Source organism: Pacificimonas sp. ICDLI1SI03, from assembly GCF_054740865.1.
In genome coordinates, this window is sequence record NZ_JBSQAU010000001.1 from 1,768,116 (window position 1) to 1,783,462 (window position 15,347).

Below are 15,347 nucleotides of genomic sequence, written 5' to 3' on the forward strand. Positions count from 1 at the left end.
GATCGCTTTAGCTCGCCGTGTTGTCCACAATCGGGACAAGTTTGATTTCCACGCGGCGATTTTGCGCCCGCCCGGATTCCGTGTCGTTCGATGCGATCGGCTGCGTTTCGCCATATCCCTGCGTGGCAATGCGCGCGCGCTGTACGCCATTCGCAGCCAGATAGGTGGACACGCTCTCCGCGCGCCGCTGCGACAGCGTCAGATTATAGGCATCGCTGCCCGTGGAGTCCGTGTGGCCGTAAACGTCCACAAAGGTCTTTTCATATTCCTGCAGCACAGAGGCCACTTCGTTCAGGGCCGGGCGGAAAGATTCGTTGATGATCGCGCTGTCCACGCCGAACGTTACCTGGCTTGGCATTTGCAGCAACAGACTGTCCCCCTGCCGCTCTACGTCGATGCCGGTGCCTGCCGTGCGTTCGCGCAGCTTCTTTTCCTGATTGTCCAGATAGGCGCCGACGCCCGCGCCGGCGAGGGCGCCGATGCCGGTACCAACCAGCACTTCCGTACGGTTGGACTTGCCGCCGATTATTGCGCCGAGAGCGGCGCCGAGGCCTGCACCCGCGGCACCCGTCACGGCTGGGCGCGCAATCCGCTGATTTCCGGTTTCGGGATTGGTAACGCAGCCTGCCAGCACCAGGCTGGAAGATGCGGCAAGTGCCAAAAGCTTTGCGTTAATATGCATGGACGACTCCTAATGTTCCCCGTGTTATCGCGCGTTCTACGCAGGGGGGTTGCGTTGGTTCCTTACTCCCCCACGCGCGCAGCAGCCAGCGGGCGGCAATAGATCCATCTGATATTTCCGGGCCACATGACGCGTTAACGACCTTGAGCTTTGCTTTGCCGTTACATTTGCGGCAGATTTACGGTGTCGTCAGGAGTGGCGGTGGACGAGCAATTCTTCAACTACCCTCGCCATTATGTGTGCGACACATTAAACGCCCGGCCATCATGCCACCATTTCCCTGGGTCGACCTTCTCATCATTCTCGCGCTCATCGCCGCGAATGGCGTCTTCGCCATGTCAGAAATGGCGGTGGTATCGTCGCGTGAGGCGCGTCTGCAGGCAATGGTCAACAATGGAAAGGCGGGGGCGGAGGCGGCCCTGCGCCTGAACCAGGAACCGGGGCGCTTTCTGTCTACCGTACAGATCGGCATTACCCTGGTCGGTATCGTGGCCGGTGCCTATTCCGGAGCGACACTGGGGCAACCGGTGGCCGCCCGCCTGGCGGCCCTCGGGTTGCCGGCGGATACCGCAGCGACGGTCGGAATTGCCCTTGTGGTCAGCGGGATCACCTTCTTGACCCTGACCATCGGGGAACTGGTGCCGAAACAGTTCGCATTGAGAAGCCCGGAGACGATTTCCAGCCTTATCGCGGCGCCCATGACGATCCTTTCGCGCATCGCGGCCCCGCTTGTCTGGCTGCTTAGTGTGACCACCCGCGCACTTCTGCGTCTGCTGGGCGCAAAGGCACAGGAAAAGACCCATGTCACGGCGGAAGAACTGCATCTGATCGTTGCCGAGGCGCAGAAATCGGGCGCCATCGAAGAGAGCGAACGCCTGATGATCTCTGGCGTAATGCGCCTGGCCGATCGTCCGGTCCGTGGCGTAATGACACCCCGCACGGAGGTCGACTGGCTGGACCTGGCGTCGGCGGAGGCAGACGTCCGCGCCCATTTGATCGACAGCCCCCATACCCGCATCCCGATTGCCGACGGCACCGTCGACAAGATCATCGGCGTCATACAGGCCCGCGACGTGCTGTCTGCCGTGCTGGCGGGAAAGCCGCTCGACATTCCTGCCCTGATGCAACCGGCGCCGCTGATTCCCGATGTCATGGACGCATCCGATGCGCTGGAAATATTGCGCCGTGCTGACGTACCCATTGGCATGGTCCACGACGAATATGGACATTTCGAGGGGATATTGACCCCCGCCGACCTGCTGGCCGCCATCGCCGGCGTGTTCAAATCGGATATCGACGAGGGTGAAGAGGATCCTGCGGTACAACGCGCCGATGGTTCCTGGCTACTCTCAGGGTCGATGCATGCCGATGAAATGGCCGACCGCCTGCGGATTTCCATACCGGAACCGGATGACCGCGACTTCGAAACCGTGGCAGGCTTCGCGCTGGCCGTCCTCACCCATATTCCAGAAACCGGCGAACAGTTCGACTTCGATGGATGGCGGTTCGAGATCGTCGATCTGGATGGGCACAAGATCGACAAAATACTGGCGAGTGCGATCGACGAAAGACACGAGCAGGAATAGCGCCCCGCCTTATTCCGGCACGCTATTCCCCCGCCAGCCGCTCCGAAAATCTAGAAAAGCTCGTTCAGGAACCCCAGAAAGTCTCGCCAGCTGCGCTGATCTGCCTTGGGATCATATGCCTTCCCATCCGCCTTTGCGTCGGCATCCTTGTTGGTGAAGGCGTGGACCGCATCGCCATAGGCGGTCAGGTACCAATCTGCCCCACGCCCCGACAGTTCCTTACCGAGCTGCACCACATGTTCCGGCGGCGCCATCGGGTCGTCCCACCCGTGATAAATGGCAATGCTGGCAGTGATCTGCGGCGTATCGAGACCCTCCGGCGCCGCGAACAGGCCGTGGAAACTGGCAACCCCGCGCACCGCCGCACCCGCGCGTGCGGTGTCGAGAGCGCAAAGCCCGCCGAAACAATAGCCGCACGCCGCGAGACGACCGGCATCGACTTCCTTCTGTCCGCCGACCGCATCGACCAGAGCCAGCAACCGCTGCCTCAACATCGCCCGGTCATTCAGCAGCGGCGTGATCAGGGCCTGATTTTCCTCGTCAGAGGCGCCGCGCTTCTTGTCACCGAACAGGTCGGTCGCGACGGCCACATAGCCCTGCCGGGCCAGCTTGCGCGCATGGTCCTCCTCATGGGGGGATCGACCGGACCATTGTGGAAAGATCAGAACCGCGGGGAAAGGGCCGTCGCCATCGGGCACCACCACCAGGCTTTTCAGATTGACGTCGCCGACCGCCGTTTCGATCTCATATTCCTGCATATCTATCAGGCTCCTGCTTTCTTTGCTTGTTCCCAGGCCAATCGCCCCAGGGGCTCGACCTGTTCCGCCATGGTGGCGGCATGTTTGCTGGAGGCGGTGCCGCGAATGTAGCGCCCCTTGATTCCGTGGATGATGGCCGTCACGCGAAACATGTTGAACGCCATGTAATAATCGGTGTTGGGCACCGTCGTGCGCCCGGTTCGGCGGCAATATGCCTCGACATATTCCTGCTCGCTGGGAATGTTTTGCGCCGCCAGGTTTCGTCCCGCCAGCCCCGCCGTGAAAGTGGGCGGCATACGGTACATCATGGCATGATAGGTAAAATCCGCCAGCGGATCGCCCAGCGTGGACAATTCCCAGTCCAGCACAGCGATGACACGCGGCTCCGTCGGGTGGAACACCATGTTGTCGGCGCGGAAATCACCGTGGACGACGCGGGTTTCCTCCTCCCCTGGAATGTTTGCGGCCAGCCATTCGTACAGCCGGTCCATCTCCTCGAAATGACCGGCTTCCTCGTCCGCCTTGTACTGGCCGCCCCACCGCGCGATCTGGCGCGCCAGATATTCGCCATGTCGGCCATAATCCCCCAGGCCAATGGCATCCGGTTCATAGCTGTGCAGTTGCGCGATGGTGGCGTTCATCGCGTCGAAATAGTCGCGTCGCTCGGAATCGGGGACGTCGGGGAAGGCGGTGTCCCAGAAAATCCGCCCCTCCGCCATATCCATCACATAGAACCAGGTGCCGATGACATCCTCGTCCGTGCACAGGCCGTAGGTGCGGGGAACAGGGAAATCGGCCCCTCCCAGGGCGGTGATGACCCGATATTCCCGGTCGACGGCGTGGGCGGATTTCAACAGCTTCCCAGGCGGCTTTCGCCGCAGGACATAGGTCTTGCCGGGCGTGACGAGTTGATAGGTGGGATTGGACTGTCCCCCCTTGAATTGGGCGACCTGCAAGGGGCCGGCAAAACCGTCGATATTCTCCGTCATCCAGCGCGTCAGCCGCGCCTCGTCGAAGCGGTGCGCTTCCCGAACCTCCTGCGTGCCGGAAAAACGCTCCTGCCTGTCGCTCATCATGGCCTCCCTAGAACCTGTGCCGCTTGTGCCCCGCACAAAGCCGATTGGAAAGGGTGTGACCTGCCGAATGGACGAAAATCACAGGGTCGCGCGCTACCGGCCATGAAAGTGCGGCGCATATTGTCGCTGGGGGCGCGTCGACCGAAAATTTGCATTAGGAACCATTTCCGTGAATCCGATCCGGCACAGCATCACCCATGAAATCCGTGCCATGTTCGCATCGGGTGACGCGCGCAGGAACGATTTCAAAAGGGGCATCGGCCTCTTTCCCGAACATGCCGTCGCGCGCCGCGTTCATGGCGATGTTGCCACCATGATGATCGGCGGCATATCCGCCCTGCTGTTGCAAATGCTGCATCCGGGCGCGCTGGGCGGTGTGTGGGATCATTCCAATTTCCGGGAGGATATGCTGGGACGGCTGCGGCGTACGGCCCGGTTCATTGCCATGACCACCTACGGCCAGGCCGAGGATGCGGAGGCGGCAATCATGCGCGTCAGGACCGTTCACGATCGCGTCAACGGGACCTTGCCGGACGGAACGCCCTACAGCGCCAACGATCCGCACCTTCTCAATTGGGTACATGTCACCGAACTGATCAGTTTCCTGGCCGCCTGGAGACGCTATCGAGAACCGAATATGACGCGTAGCGACCAGGACCGCTATTTTGCCGAAACTGCTGTGGTGGCGGAACGGATGGGCGCCCGCGACGTGCCGGCGGACAAGGCCATGGCCGAACGCTTCCTGCGCGATGTCCGGTCAGAGCTTCGTGTCGACGCGCAGGTAAGGGAGATTTCTGCGGCCCTTCTTGCCCATCGCGCGCAGAAGCCGGCGCTGCAGCCGGTTGTGGACCTGCTGATGCGCTCGGGTCAGGACGTGCTGCCCCATTGGGCGCAGCGTCTGCACGGCGTTCGCTGGATGCCCGGCGAACGCAGCGCGGTCCGCATCGGATCGCGGGGGCTGACCCGAACGATCGGCTGGGCAATGACAGAATGATGAACTAAGCGGCCCGCTCAACGTTATGATGTGCGGCAGGCGATGGATTGGCTTTCGTCTGCCTGGGGGATTACGGCGCTGTTCGACACATTGCTGGTTTTCGTACTGGTGGGCTTTACGGCGCAGGTGGTGGACGGTGCCCTGGGCATGGCGTTCGGCGTTATCTCCACCACCATTCTGGTCAGCCTGGGCGTGCCGCCGGTGCTGGCCTCTGCCAGCGTGCATGCGGTGGAAACGGCAACCACGGGCGTGTCGGGCCTCAGCCATCTATATCACCGCAACATCGACTGGCGCCTGTTCAAGCGGCTGGCCGTCCCGGGCGTCGCGGGCGGCATATTGGGCGCCTACGTGCTCAGCTCGGTCGACGCCAGCGTCGCAAAGCCGTTCATATTGACCTATCTCGCCGTTATCGGCCTCGTTCTGACCTATCGCGCCTTGCGCTGGCCACCGCAGATCCGCGAACCGAAATATGTCGCGCCTCTCGGCCTCGCGGGCGGTTTTCTGGATGCTGCGGGCGGTGGTGGCTGGGGTCCGGTGGTCACATCTAATTTGCTGCTGCAGGGGGCAAGCCCGCGAAAGACGCTCGGCACGGTGAATAGTGCGGAATTCTTTCTGGCTGGCGCGGTTTCCGCAACGTTCCTGCTGTCGATCGGACCCGAAATCCTGACGCAGGCGACGCTCGGCCTGCTGATCGGCGGTGTCGCGGCGGCCCCGCTGGGGGCCTATCTGGCAAAGAGAATTCCAACCAAGCCGCTTCTCCTTATGGTCGGCGTTATCCTGACCTTGACGAGCCTCTATGGCATCGCACGGGCGGTGGAATGGTTCTAGGGCGCGACGGCCCTCCGACCGGAGGCCGTCCGCTTGCCAATGGCGATGCCGGCGCCAATATGAGCATGCATGACAGCTTCCACAGACCGCATCGCTGCCCTTAGGCAAGAATTGAAACAGCGAGAACTCGACGGCTTCGTCGTTCCGCTTACCGACGAACATATGTCGGAATATGTCGGCGAATATGCCAACAGGCTGCGGTGGCTGACAGGCTTTCAGGGTTCCGCGGGAAGTGCCGCCGTGCTGCAGGACAAGGCAGCGATCTTTACTGACGGCCGCTACAAGGTTCAGGTTCGCGATCAGGTCAACGGCGGGCTCTACAGTTACCAGGATGTACCAAAGGTAATGGCCGCAGACTGGCTGGAGCAGGAAGCCGCCGAGGGGATGCGCATCGGTTATGATGCATGGCTCGCGACCCGGAAATGGGTGAACGGCACTGAAAAGCGTCTGCGCGCGAAGAATGTGGCCCTGGTCCCGGTTGCAGATAATCCCATTGATGCCGTGTGGACCGACAGGCCTGCGCCCAGTGCAGCGCCTATCAAGGTCCATGACGAAGCCTTTGCCGGCAGAAGCTCGTCGGAGAAGCGCGCCGACATCGCCAAATGGCTGACCGAGAAAAAGGCCGACGCCGTGGTGATCGCGGCGCTCGATTCCGTTGCCTGGTTGTTCAACATTCGCGGTACGGACGTTTCGCGTACGCCCGTCGCACTTGCCTTCGCCATCGTGAAGAAGGACGGCACCGCATCGCTGTTCACCGCGCCCGAAAAGGTGACGCCGGAAGTAGAAGCGCACCTTGGACCCGACATTACCGTTCGTCCTCCAGATGCGTTTCCCGACGCATTGGCAGACCTAGCGAAAACGGGCGCTGCGATTGCCCTCGATCCCGACACATGCGTCGCGGCGATTTTCCAGATCGTCGGCGATGCCGGCGGCAGGATCATAGAGGAGCGTGATCCGGTCATCCTCGCAAAGGCCGTCAAGAACGATACGGAGCTTTCCGGCACACGCGCCGCCCATGTCCGCGATGGTGCGGCACTGACCCGATTCCTGAAATGGTTTTCAGAGACCGCTTCGTCCGGCGATCTAGATGAATTGACCGCAGCCAAGAAGCTGGAGGATTTCCGGCGGGAATCGAAAATGCTGCACGACCTCAGCTTCGACACCATCAGCGCGGCCGGCCCGAACGCCGCCTTGCCGCACTATCGCGTATCGCCCGAAACGAATCGCAACATCGAATGCAACAGCATCTATCTGGTCGATTCGGGCGGCCAATATTCCGATGGCACGACGGACGTTACCCGCACCCTGATCAACGGTAAGCCCAGCCAGGAAATGAAAGAGCGCTACACGCGCGTCCTGAAGGGGCACATTACGCTTGCGACCCAGATTTTCCCCAAGGGTACGCGCGGGTCGCAGCTGGACGCGCTCGCCCGCATGCACCTGTGGCGGGCCGGGGTCGATTATGGCCACGGCACAGGCCACGGTGTTGGCAGCTTCCTGAGCGTGCATGAGGGACCGCAGCGGATCGTCGCCGCCACTAATCCCGCCGCAGCGCCCGACGAGCCACTGCAGGCCGGCATGATTCTTTCCAATGAACCAGGCTATTATAAAGAGGGTGCTTTCGGCATCCGCATCGAAAACCTGGTGATCGTCGTCGAAAAGGACGTCGAGGGTGGCGAGGGCGAATGGCTGGGATTCGAAACCATCACTTTTGCGCCCATCGACCTCACCTTGGTCGAATTATCGATGCTGACGGACGAGGAGCGCGCATGGCTGAACGGCTACCACGCTGAGGTTCAAGAAAAAATAGCCCCCGAACTGAAATCGCCGGAGGACATGTCGTGGCTCGCGACGGCGACGCGCGCCGTCTGACGATCAGCGTTCCGGATCCTGCTTTGGCGACGTATCGGCGGCCTCACTCTTGAGGGCCGTTTTGCGTCGCCGCAGGTTTTCCCGCAGCGCTTTTGCCAGCCGTTCCTTGCGCTCGTCCGCCTTTTCCGACATTCTCAATGCTCCCATTCGCTTGACATTAACCCGCCTGCGCTCATAGCAGGCGCGCATTCCCGGAACATGCTGCCGTGGCTCAGGGGTAGAGCACTCCCTTGGTAAGGGAGAGGTCGAGAGTTCGAATCTCTCCGGCAGCACCATTCCCCTAGGGAAGCGCGATCGTGGTTTGGGCTTTAAGGTAACGATATGCGTCCCCTCGCGATATGCACGTTTTTTTCGTTGTCCCTTGCATCGGCAGCACTGGCGCAACCAAGCATGCCGGACGCCGTCCTGACCGACGATGAGGCAATTTCCTCGCCGGAAGGGTTTGTCGGTGACGCGGCGGATCAACCCATCGGCACAGCATCGGAACGGCTGTTTCGCGCGCTGTCCGCCGAAGAAAACGGATCCGATGTCGACAAGCTGGTCAGCGCGGTAATGACCGAGGTCAATGCGGACTGCCCTGCGGTCGAGGCCTACCAGAATTTCGTGCGAAGCGGGTCGTTCATGTCGCTGAAGATTAAGTGCGTCGACCGCGCGCTTTACGCGGTGACGGTCGGCCCCAACGGGATCGGCGTCATTTCCGGCGGCGACGGCAGCGTCGAACGGATGAACGCCGAACAGGGCGAAATCCGCACTCTTTCCGGCAGTGCCCCTGCCACCACGGCGCGGATTCGCCGGCCTTCGCCCATTTCGCTGCAAACCCTTGCCATCATCGCCGGCGTACTTGTTTTGCTCGTGATCGCCGTCAGGCTCTACTGGACGCGGCGCGCAAAGATCGTCGCGCCATGGCGGGGCCTCCGCAGCGAGGAAAAAGATCGCATATTGGAAGAGGCTGACGAGATTTGGCCCGATGTCTTCCATCATCCCAGTGGAATATGGATCGCGCGCGGCCGCCGGGGCAAACGCCGCCTGTTTCGCAACCAGATTTTCGCACTGGCCTACGCCCGGCACGGCATGAAGCTGTTCCAGGTTCGCTAGAAACCCTGCCCTTCGCGTGGCGAGGGCCTGATGAACGCAACACCGTGCAGCGTGTTGCCGCGCAGGAACAGTGCCAGCGCCCCTATGGCAACGACACCGGCAAGGGCAAAGGCCGCGCCCGGCAGGTAGATGACCGCCCCCGGCGCGGTGAAGGCGTAAAAGACCCGCGTATAGACGAGCGGTCCGATGACGGCGGAAAGGCTGGAAATGCTGGCCACGGCGCCCTGCAGTTCCCCTTGGCTGCGTTCGTCGACAGCGCGGCTCATCAGGCCATTGATGGATGGTTGCACCAGGCCCTGCAGCGATCCGACGGCAATGGCGATCGGCACCCATATCTCATGCTCCGCGAACAGGTAGATCAGCGCAGCCGCAAGTAGGCACCCCACCCCCAACATGACCGCGCGGCGTTCGCCGACACGCGGCACGATCGTCCGAATCAGCACGCCCTGGACGATGGCACTGGAAAGCCCCACGCCCGCCAGGGAAAGGCCGACCATGCGCTCCGACCATCCAAAGGCCTCGATTCCGTAGAATGCCCAGATAATCGGATAGACCATGTGCGCCGTCATCCACACCAGCAGCGCGCCCGCATACCAGATCACCACCTTGTCCTGCCGGCCAAGCTCCCTCAGCGCGCTGACGGCGTTCGACCGGATGAGCGAGAACGGGCGACGCTTTTCAGGCGGCAGGCTCTCATTCAGGCAGAAGAAGCCGAAGACGGCGTTGGCCAGCGCGAGGCCGCCCGCCGCAAAAAAGGGCAAGCGGGTGCCATATTCTCCCAATATGCCGCCAAGCGCGGGGCCGACGATAAAGCCCAGCCCAAAGGCGACGCCGATCAGACCGAAATTCTGCGCCCGCTTCTCGGCCGGCGTGACATCGGCGACATAGGCATAGGCCGCACTGAAACTGGCGCCGGTAATGCCCGCCAGCAGCCGGCCGACGAACAGCCAGAGCAAAGTCGGCGCCAGACCCATCAGAGCGTAATTTATAGAATAAGCGAGAAGCGTGGCCAGCAGAACGGGGCGGCGGCCGAACCGGTCGGACAAATTGCCCATGACGGGGCCGAAAATGAACTGCATCGCGGCATAGACGAAGGCCAGCCATCCCGCATCGACCGCCGCGCCGGCAATCGTATCCCCGGTCAATTCGACGATCAGCGCGGGCAGGACCGGCATGATGATGCCAAAGCCGATCATGTCGATCAGGACGAGCGCAAAAATAAATAGAAGGGAGCCGCGCGTTGCGGAAACTGGGGCGGCGGCGGTCATGCGCCTCTCCTAATGCGAAGCGGGCGTCCGGCAAGACTTCGCACGGACCCCCTTGCATAAGGGAGGCAGATTCTTATTCGCGGATGGTATGACTGAAGAGCCCCCCGAACTTCGTTCGCCCCCGCCTCTGTCCAGCCTGTCGGCGGTATCGTTATTCCTGGATTTCGACGGGACGCTCGTCGCCATCGCTCCCGGACCCGACCAGATCGAGGTTCCCCAGGGGCTTGGGTTAGCCCTGGAGACGCTGGGAGCGCGTATCGGCCAAAGGCTGGCCCTCGTAAGCGGCCGCGCCTTGCGCGACATTGAACGGCATCTGGGAACGCCTGCGATCGCCATGGGCGGCTCCCACGGCGGGGAGGTGCGTCTGGCGGATGGAAAAATGGTCAGCCGGGCGGCCCGCTCGCTGCCCGGCACGGTGCTGCAGGCGATCCGGACCTTTGCGGATGCGCATGAAGGGGTAATCTACGAGGAGAAGCCCATGGGTGCCGCCCTCCACTATCGGGCGGCCCTCGATCGCGCTGAAGAAATCCTCGCCTTCGCCGACGAGATGGCACGGCAGCACCCGCTGCAGGTAACGCGCGGAAAGATGGTAGCGGAATTGATGCCATCGGGTTTCCACAAGGGCGCCGCCGTCGAGACACTGATGTACGAGGCGCCCTTTGTGGAGAGCTATCCGGTCTTCATCGGTGACGACATCACCGACGAGGACGGGTTTTCCGCGGCGCGGTCCATGGGCGGTTTCGGCGTACTGGTTGGGCAAAGTCGTCCAACCGCAGCGCAATATCGTCTGGAGGACACCCGGGCCGTTTACGACTGGCTGGAGCTGAACCTGTGAATATACCCAAAAGCAGCCTTAACCTGTGGCCCATCGGCAATTGCCAGGTCAGCGGGCTGATCGATGAAACCGGCGGCCTGGTGTGGGGATGCGTCCCCAGGGTCGACGGCGATCCGATATTCTGCTCCCTTCTGAATGGAGAGCGGCAGGATCGCGGCGTCTGGCGCTTCGAGCTGGAGGGACAGGTATCGTCCGAACAGAAATATGAACGCAACAGCGCCGTCCTCACCACCCGGCTGACGGCAAAGGACGGCAGCGCGATTGAAATCGTCGATTTCTGTCCGCGCTTCGAACGCTCCGGTCGCATGTACCGCCCCGTCGCCTTCGTTCGTATCGTACGCCATTTGGCCGGCAGCCCCCGCATGCGCGTGCGCCTTGCCCCCATGCGCGGACATGGAGCCGAAATCGCGCCCACCACGAACGGGACCAATCACATACGCTACATCGTCGGGCCGCAGGCCATTCGTCTGTCGACCAACGCGCCTGTCGGCTATGTTCTGGAGCAACGGACATTTCGCGTCGAACGCGACATGCATTTCTTTCTTGGCCCCGATGAGCCCTTTGCCGGCAATGTCACCCAGGACGTCGAGAATATGCTGCGCGAAACGCTGCGCTACTGGCAGGTATGGGTCCGCGGCCTGGCCACACCCATGGAATGGCAGTCGGCCGTCATCCGCGCCGCCATTACCCTGAAACTTTGTCAGCACGAGGAAACCGGTGCAATCGTGGCGGCGCTGACCACCTCGATCCCGGAATCTCCGGGATCTGAACGCAATTGGGATTACCGATATTGCTGGATCCGCGACTCCTATTACACGGTTCAGGCGCTTAACGGCCTCGGCGCATTGGACGTGCTGGAAAAGTATCTCGGCTATTTGCGAAACATCGTGGACAATGCGGCCGGCGGCCAGGTGCAGCCCCTTTATTCAGTGATGGGCGTTGCCGAACTGGATGAAAGTGTCGCCACCTCTCTGTCTGGATATCGCGGCATGGGACCGGTCAGGATCGGCAACGCCGCCTATACGCAGGTGCAGCACGATGCCTATGGCCAGATCGTGCTGCCGACCGTGCAGGCCTTCATCGATGACCGCCTTCTGCGAAGGGCCGACGACCGGGATTTCCGCAGCTTGGAGAGCGTGGGTGAAATGGCATGGCAGATGCACGACCAGCCTGACGCGGGACTGTGGGAATTCCGCACGATGCAGCAGATCCACACCTATTCCAGCGTCATGAGCTGGGCCGCCTGCGACCGCCTTGCCAATGTCGCAGAGCGGCTTGGCCGCGAAGACCGCCGCGCCTTCTGGCGTGAACGTGCGGAAACGATCCGCGCCACGATCGAAACGCGGGCCTGGAACGAGGAGGCGGGGCATTATGCATCGTCTTTCGAAGGCGAAATTCTCGATGCCAGTCTTCTGCAGATGGTCGAGCTGCGCTTCGTGAAGGCCGACGATCCACGTTTTCAGGCAACCTTCGCAGCCATCGAGAAGGACCTTCGGCGCGGCGAACACATGCTGCGCTATGCACATGAGGATGATTTCGGTACGCCCGAGACCGCGTTCAACATCTGTACCTTCTGGCTGATCGAGGCGCTGCATCTGGCGGGGCGCGACGAGGAGGCGCGGGAGCTGTTCGAAACGATGCTGGGCCACCGCACCCCCTCCGGCCTGCTGTCAGAAGATCTCGATTTCACAACGGATGAACTTTGGGGAAACTTTCCGCAGACTTACTCGCTGGTAGGTATAATCAATTGCGCCAGCCTGTTGTCCGCAAAGTGGAGCACCGTCAGATGAGCCGCCTGATCGTCGTGTCGAACCGCGTTTCCGTGCCGAAGGCCCGGGGGGCTGCGGGGGCGCAGGGCGGATTGGCGGTCGCGCTGGGTTCGGCGCTGAAGGAAAACCGCGGCATATGGTTCGGCTGGTCGGGCAAGGAAATCGATACCTTCTCAGGCAGCCTCAACATGGAACGGGTCGAGGGCGTAACCACCGCCACGATCGATCTGGAGCATCAGGACGTAGAGGAATATTATAACGGCTACGCCAACAGAACATTATGGCCGCTGTTCCACTACCGCATCGACCTGGCGGAATATGAACGTGAATTCGGGCGCGGCTATGAACGCGTAAATGAACGGTTCGCCGAAAGCATGCGGCCTCTTGTCGAGCCTGACGATCTGATCTGGGTTCACGATTATCATCTGATACCGCTTGGCGAACGCCTGAGGGCGAAAGGTGTGCAGAACCGTATCGGATTCTTCCTGCACATCCCATGGCCCCCGACCCGGTTGTTCGTCAGCCTGCCCTATCATGAGCGGCTGGTTCGAACGATGCTGGAATATGACGTCCTCGGCTTCCAGACGATGGAGTGGCTGGAAAGCTTCTTGCACTATTGCGACAAGGAACTGGGCGCCGAAGTTAGCAACGACGGCATCGTCCGTTTCGAAGGAAGGGAGACCATTGCGCGCGCCTATCCTATCGGCCTGGACTATGAGGAGTTCACGGCGGCGGGCGACAGCGGCGTGGCGCGGAACGCACAGCAACGCATCCTTTCCAGCGCCCGCCGGCGCAAGGTTATGCTGGGCGTGGACCGGCTGGACTATTCGAAGGGACTGCCCGAGCGTTTCGACGCGATCAGCCGCTTCCTCGATCAATATCCCGAAAGCACGCGCGATACCGTCTTCATTCAGATCGCGCCGCCCAGCAGGGAGGACGTCCAGTCCTATCGCGACATTCGTGACCTTCTGGAGGCCAAGACCGGCAAGATTAATGGCGCACGGTCAGAGGTCGACGTCGTTCCCATCCGCTACGTCAACAAGGGCTATCCACGGGCCGAACTCTTCGGCTTCTACCGCGCGGCAAAAGTCGGATTGGTAACGCCGCTTCGCGACGGCATGAATCTGGTCGCAAAGGAATATGTCGCGGCGCAGGATCCAGAGGATCCCGGCGTCCTTATCCTTTCCCGCTTTGCCGGCGCCGCACTACAACTTGACGGCGCGGTTATGGTGAATCCCTATTCGAGCGAGGATGTGTCCGAAGCCATTCGGCTGGCACTGGATATGCCGCTGGAGGAAAGAAAGGCGCGTTGGGAAAAGATGCACGTCAGTGTGAAGAATGAGGACGTAATCTCCTGGCGAAAATCCTTCGTCGATACGTTGCGCGGGTAATCGCCCTTTTCAGGTCGCATCCGACAACAGGGTCGCGGGGTCGAAGCGCACCCCATTCCACCACAGGCCCCAGTGCAGATGCGCGCCGGTTGCCCGCCCCGTTGCTCCCACGGCGCCGATAAGATCACCCTGTGCCAGCACGTCACCCTCTTTCACGTCGATCCGCGACAAATGGAGAAAAGCGGAAAAAAGGCCAAGGCCGTGGTCCAGGATGACGAGATTTCCTTCGAAGGAATAACTGCCACCCGCCAGGACCACGCGCCCCGACGCCGGCGCAGAAACGGCCGCCCCTTCCGGTGCGGCGATATCTAGGCCGCCGTGCGGACTGCGCGCTTCATCGCCATAGAAGCGCTGGGAACCGAAGACACCGGAAATCCTGCCCTCTGCCGGGGCCGTGAAATCGTCGCGCCAGCCTTCGAGGCCGCTACGTCCTTCACGAGAGGCCGTGATGCGGGAAACCTCTTCCGCCCGCTTCCGTTGAAAATCTGCCGAGGCCTCAATGCGCTGCGTGATTGGCGGCAGGCGGCTTTCCGGAAAGGCGACATCCGCGATTTCTACCGGGCGGTCTATGCTGGTGCCGTCAGCATAGCGCACCTGCAACTGCACCACAGGCGGTGCGTCGCGCTGATAGGCGATGAAGAAGCGCCCTTCGTCAGAGAACGGTACAGCCTCCCCATCCAGCAGGATCTGCGCCACTTCGCCGCCGGTCGCTTGTCCCCGCCCATAGCCGCCCTGAACGGGCGCTCCTGACAAATCTATCTTATGAGCGGCAACCGGCGCCTTACCCGCTGGCAAGACAGGGCTGCCGGTCCCACCAGAATGGGCTGGAGTAGGCGGTACGGAGGAAGTCGGCGCTGGGGATGACGGTGCAGGATTTGCGTCCACCACGTCCACCACGTCCGCCCCATGCGCTGTTGGCGACGTACAGGCCGCAAGCAGCGCGACCAATGTAACTACCCTCACAGCAGCCCCTGCTCGCGCGCTTCTGCATAGCGCGCCACCGCGATCTCGGCGGTTGCATAAGCCTCTTGCAGTTCGTGGCTCCAATAGCGCAGATCCGCAAGTGCGATCTCGGCACCTGACACGGCGCAAATCACATGCGTCCCTTGCGCGACGACACGAAAGGTCCCCGGCTGGTAATCGAGGCGGGCCGGGCGGTGCTTACCGAGTGTCAGCATGGTGAAATCTTTCTC

General features: G+C 61.7%; 15 protein-coding genes and 1 tRNA gene. 9 read left to right on the forward strand and 7 right to left on the reverse strand.

Annotated features, from left to right (window positions below; all coding sequences use genetic code 11):
* Positions 1 to 7: 7 nt before the first annotated feature.
* Positions 8 to 682, reverse strand: coding sequence for an OmpA family protein (locus ACSMXM_RS08550; RefSeq protein WP_460315531.1), 675 nt, complete (start codon positions 680 to 682; stop codon positions 8 to 10).
* Between the two features lie 266 nt (positions 683 to 948).
* On the opposite strand from ACSMXM_RS08550, the gene ACSMXM_RS08555 reads away from it, so the two are divergent.
* The gene (locus tag ACSMXM_RS08555) at positions 949 to 2,268 is read left to right on the forward strand and encodes a hemolysin family protein (RefSeq protein WP_460315532.1); all 1,320 of its coding nucleotides are present in this window, start codon (positions 949 to 951) and stop codon (positions 2,266 to 2,268) included.
* A 50-nt stretch (positions 2,269 to 2,318) separates the two neighbouring features.
* Here ACSMXM_RS08555 and ACSMXM_RS08560 read toward each other — a convergent pair whose 3' ends face one another.
* Both ACSMXM_RS08560 and ACSMXM_RS08565 read right to left on the reverse strand, forming a co-directional pair.
* Positions 2,319 to 3,026 carry a dienelactone hydrolase family protein gene (locus tag ACSMXM_RS08560; RefSeq protein WP_460315533.1) on the reverse strand — a complete coding sequence of 236 codons (708 nt, stop codon included), beginning with the start codon at positions 3,024 to 3,026 and terminating at the stop codon, positions 2,319 to 2,321.
* Between the two features lie 5 nt (positions 3,027 to 3,031).
* The gene (locus ACSMXM_RS08565) at positions 3,032 to 4,099 is read right to left on the reverse strand and encodes a phosphotransferase (protein ID WP_460315534.1); all 1,068 of its coding nucleotides are present in this window, start codon (positions 4,097 to 4,099) and stop codon (positions 3,032 to 3,034) included.
* Positions 4,100 to 4,271: 172 nt separating this feature from the next.
* Between ACSMXM_RS08565 and ACSMXM_RS08570 the strand changes: the two genes are divergently transcribed.
* The 3 genes from ACSMXM_RS08570 to ACSMXM_RS08580 all read left to right on the forward strand — a co-directional run bounded on the left by ACSMXM_RS08570 (position 4,272) and on the right by ACSMXM_RS08580 (position 7,796).
* Positions 4,272 to 5,096, forward strand: coding sequence for an oxygenase MpaB family protein (locus ACSMXM_RS08570; RefSeq protein WP_460315535.1), 825 nt, complete (start codon positions 4,272 to 4,274; stop codon positions 5,094 to 5,096).
* Positions 5,097 to 5,138: 42 nt separating this feature from the next.
* A complete protein-coding gene (locus tag ACSMXM_RS08575; protein WP_460315536.1) occupies positions 5,139 to 5,924 on the forward strand; it encodes a sulfite exporter TauE/SafE family protein in 786 nt (261 codons plus the stop codon).
* A gap of 69 nt (positions 5,925 to 5,993) precedes the next feature.
* The gene (locus ACSMXM_RS08580) at positions 5,994 to 7,796 is read left to right on the forward strand and encodes an aminopeptidase P family protein (RefSeq protein WP_460315537.1); all 1,803 of its coding nucleotides are present in this window, start codon (positions 5,994 to 5,996) and stop codon (positions 7,794 to 7,796) included.
* A 3-nt stretch (positions 7,797 to 7,799) separates the two neighbouring features.
* Here ACSMXM_RS08580 and ACSMXM_RS08585 read toward each other — a convergent pair whose 3' ends face one another.
* On the reverse strand, positions 7,800 to 7,928 hold the full coding sequence (locus ACSMXM_RS08585; RefSeq protein ID WP_460315538.1) for a hypothetical protein: 129 nt from the start codon (positions 7,926 to 7,928) through the stop codon (positions 7,800 to 7,802).
* 68 nt (positions 7,929 to 7,996) lie between these two features.
* On the opposite strand from ACSMXM_RS08585, the gene ACSMXM_RS08590 reads away from it, so the two are divergent.
* A tRNA-Thr gene (locus ACSMXM_RS08590) sits at positions 7,997 to 8,071 on the forward strand.
* A 115-nt stretch (positions 8,072 to 8,186) separates the two neighbouring features.
* Entirely contained in the window at positions 8,187 to 8,891 is a 705-nt protein-coding gene (locus tag ACSMXM_RS08595) for a hypothetical protein (RefSeq protein WP_460315539.1), read from the forward strand.
* Here ACSMXM_RS08595 and ACSMXM_RS08600 read toward each other — a convergent pair.
* The gene (locus ACSMXM_RS08600) at positions 8,888 to 10,159 is read right to left on the reverse strand and encodes a TCR/Tet family MFS transporter (RefSeq protein ID WP_460315540.1); all 1,272 of its coding nucleotides are present in this window, start codon (positions 10,157 to 10,159) and stop codon (positions 8,888 to 8,890) included. The genes ACSMXM_RS08595 and ACSMXM_RS08600 overlap by 4 nt on opposite strands.
* 88 nt (positions 10,160 to 10,247) lie before the next feature.
* Between ACSMXM_RS08600 and otsB the strand changes: the two genes are divergently transcribed.
* From otsB to ACSMXM_RS08615, 3 genes are read left to right on the forward strand one after another with little or no spacing between them, the layout of a single operon-like run.
* On the forward strand, positions 10,248 to 10,994 hold the full coding sequence (gene otsB, locus ACSMXM_RS08605) for a trehalose-phosphatase (RefSeq protein ID WP_460315541.1): 747 nt from the start codon (positions 10,248 to 10,250) through the stop codon (positions 10,992 to 10,994).
* Positions 10,991 to 12,784, forward strand: a complete 1,794-nt coding sequence (locus ACSMXM_RS08610; RefSeq protein ID WP_460315542.1) for a glycoside hydrolase family 15 protein — start codon at positions 10,991 to 10,993, stop codon at positions 12,782 to 12,784. Before otsB ends, ACSMXM_RS08610 begins: the two co-directional genes overlap by 4 nt.
* Entirely contained in the window at positions 12,781 to 14,154 is a 1,374-nt protein-coding gene (locus ACSMXM_RS08615; RefSeq protein WP_460315543.1) for an alpha,alpha-trehalose-phosphate synthase (UDP-forming), read from the forward strand. The genes ACSMXM_RS08610 and ACSMXM_RS08615 overlap by 4 nt, the downstream gene beginning before the upstream one ends.
* 9 nt (positions 14,155 to 14,163) lie before the next feature.
* Here ACSMXM_RS08615 and ACSMXM_RS08620 read toward each other — a convergent pair whose 3' ends face one another.
* Both ACSMXM_RS08620 and ACSMXM_RS08625 read right to left on the reverse strand, forming a co-directional pair.
* Positions 14,164 to 14,907 carry a M23 family metallopeptidase gene (locus tag ACSMXM_RS08620; RefSeq protein ID WP_460315544.1) on the reverse strand — a complete coding sequence of 248 codons (744 nt, stop codon included), beginning with the start codon at positions 14,905 to 14,907 and terminating at the stop codon, positions 14,164 to 14,166.
* 206 nt (positions 14,908 to 15,113) lie between these two features.
* The gene (locus tag ACSMXM_RS08625; RefSeq protein WP_460315545.1) at positions 15,114 to 15,332 is read right to left on the reverse strand and encodes a DUF2093 domain-containing protein; all 219 of its coding nucleotides are present in this window, start codon (positions 15,330 to 15,332) and stop codon (positions 15,114 to 15,116) included.
* Between the last annotated feature and the right edge of the window lie 15 nt (positions 15,333 to 15,347).

Excerpts from the sequence above, each read along its gene's own strand:
- ACSMXM_RS08555 (WP_460315532.1), top strand. The coding sequence starts at position 949 with ATGCCACCATTTCCCTGGGTCGACCTTCTCATCATTCTCGCGCTCATC.
- ACSMXM_RS08600 (WP_460315540.1), bottom strand. The coding sequence starts at position 10,159 with ATGACCGCCGCCGCCCCAGTTTCCGCAACGCGCGGCTCCCTTCTATTT.
- ACSMXM_RS08565 (WP_460315534.1), bottom strand. The coding sequence starts at position 4,099 with ATGAGCGACAGGCAGGAGCGTTTTTCCGGCACGCAGGAGGTTCGGGAA.
- ACSMXM_RS08585 (WP_460315538.1), bottom strand. The coding sequence starts at position 7,928 with ATGTCGGAAAAGGCGGACGAGCGCAAGGAACGGCTGGCAAAAGCGCTG.
- ACSMXM_RS08615 (WP_460315543.1), top strand. The coding sequence starts at position 12,781 with ATGAGCCGCCTGATCGTCGTGTCGAACCGCGTTTCCGTGCCGAAGGCC.
- ACSMXM_RS08625 (WP_460315545.1), bottom strand. The coding sequence starts at position 15,332 with ATGCTGACACTCGGTAAGCACCGCCCGGCCCGCCTCGATTACCAGCCG.
- ACSMXM_RS08580 (WP_460315537.1), top strand. The coding sequence starts at position 5,994 with ATGACAGCTTCCACAGACCGCATCGCTGCCCTTAGGCAAGAATTGAAA.
- ACSMXM_RS08550 (WP_460315531.1), bottom strand. The coding sequence starts at position 682 with ATGCATATTAACGCAAAGCTTTTGGCACTTGCCGCATCTTCCAGCCTG.
- otsB (WP_460315541.1), top strand. The coding sequence starts at position 10,248 with ATGACTGAAGAGCCCCCCGAACTTCGTTCGCCCCCGCCTCTGTCCAGC.
- ACSMXM_RS08575 (WP_460315536.1), top strand. The coding sequence starts at position 5,139 with ATGGATTGGCTTTCGTCTGCCTGGGGGATTACGGCGCTGTTCGACACA.
- ACSMXM_RS08595 (WP_460315539.1), top strand. The coding sequence starts at position 8,187 with ATGCCGGACGCCGTCCTGACCGACGATGAGGCAATTTCCTCGCCGGAA.
- ACSMXM_RS08560 (WP_460315533.1), bottom strand. The coding sequence starts at position 3,026 with ATGCAGGAATATGAGATCGAAACGGCGGTCGGCGACGTCAATCTGAAA.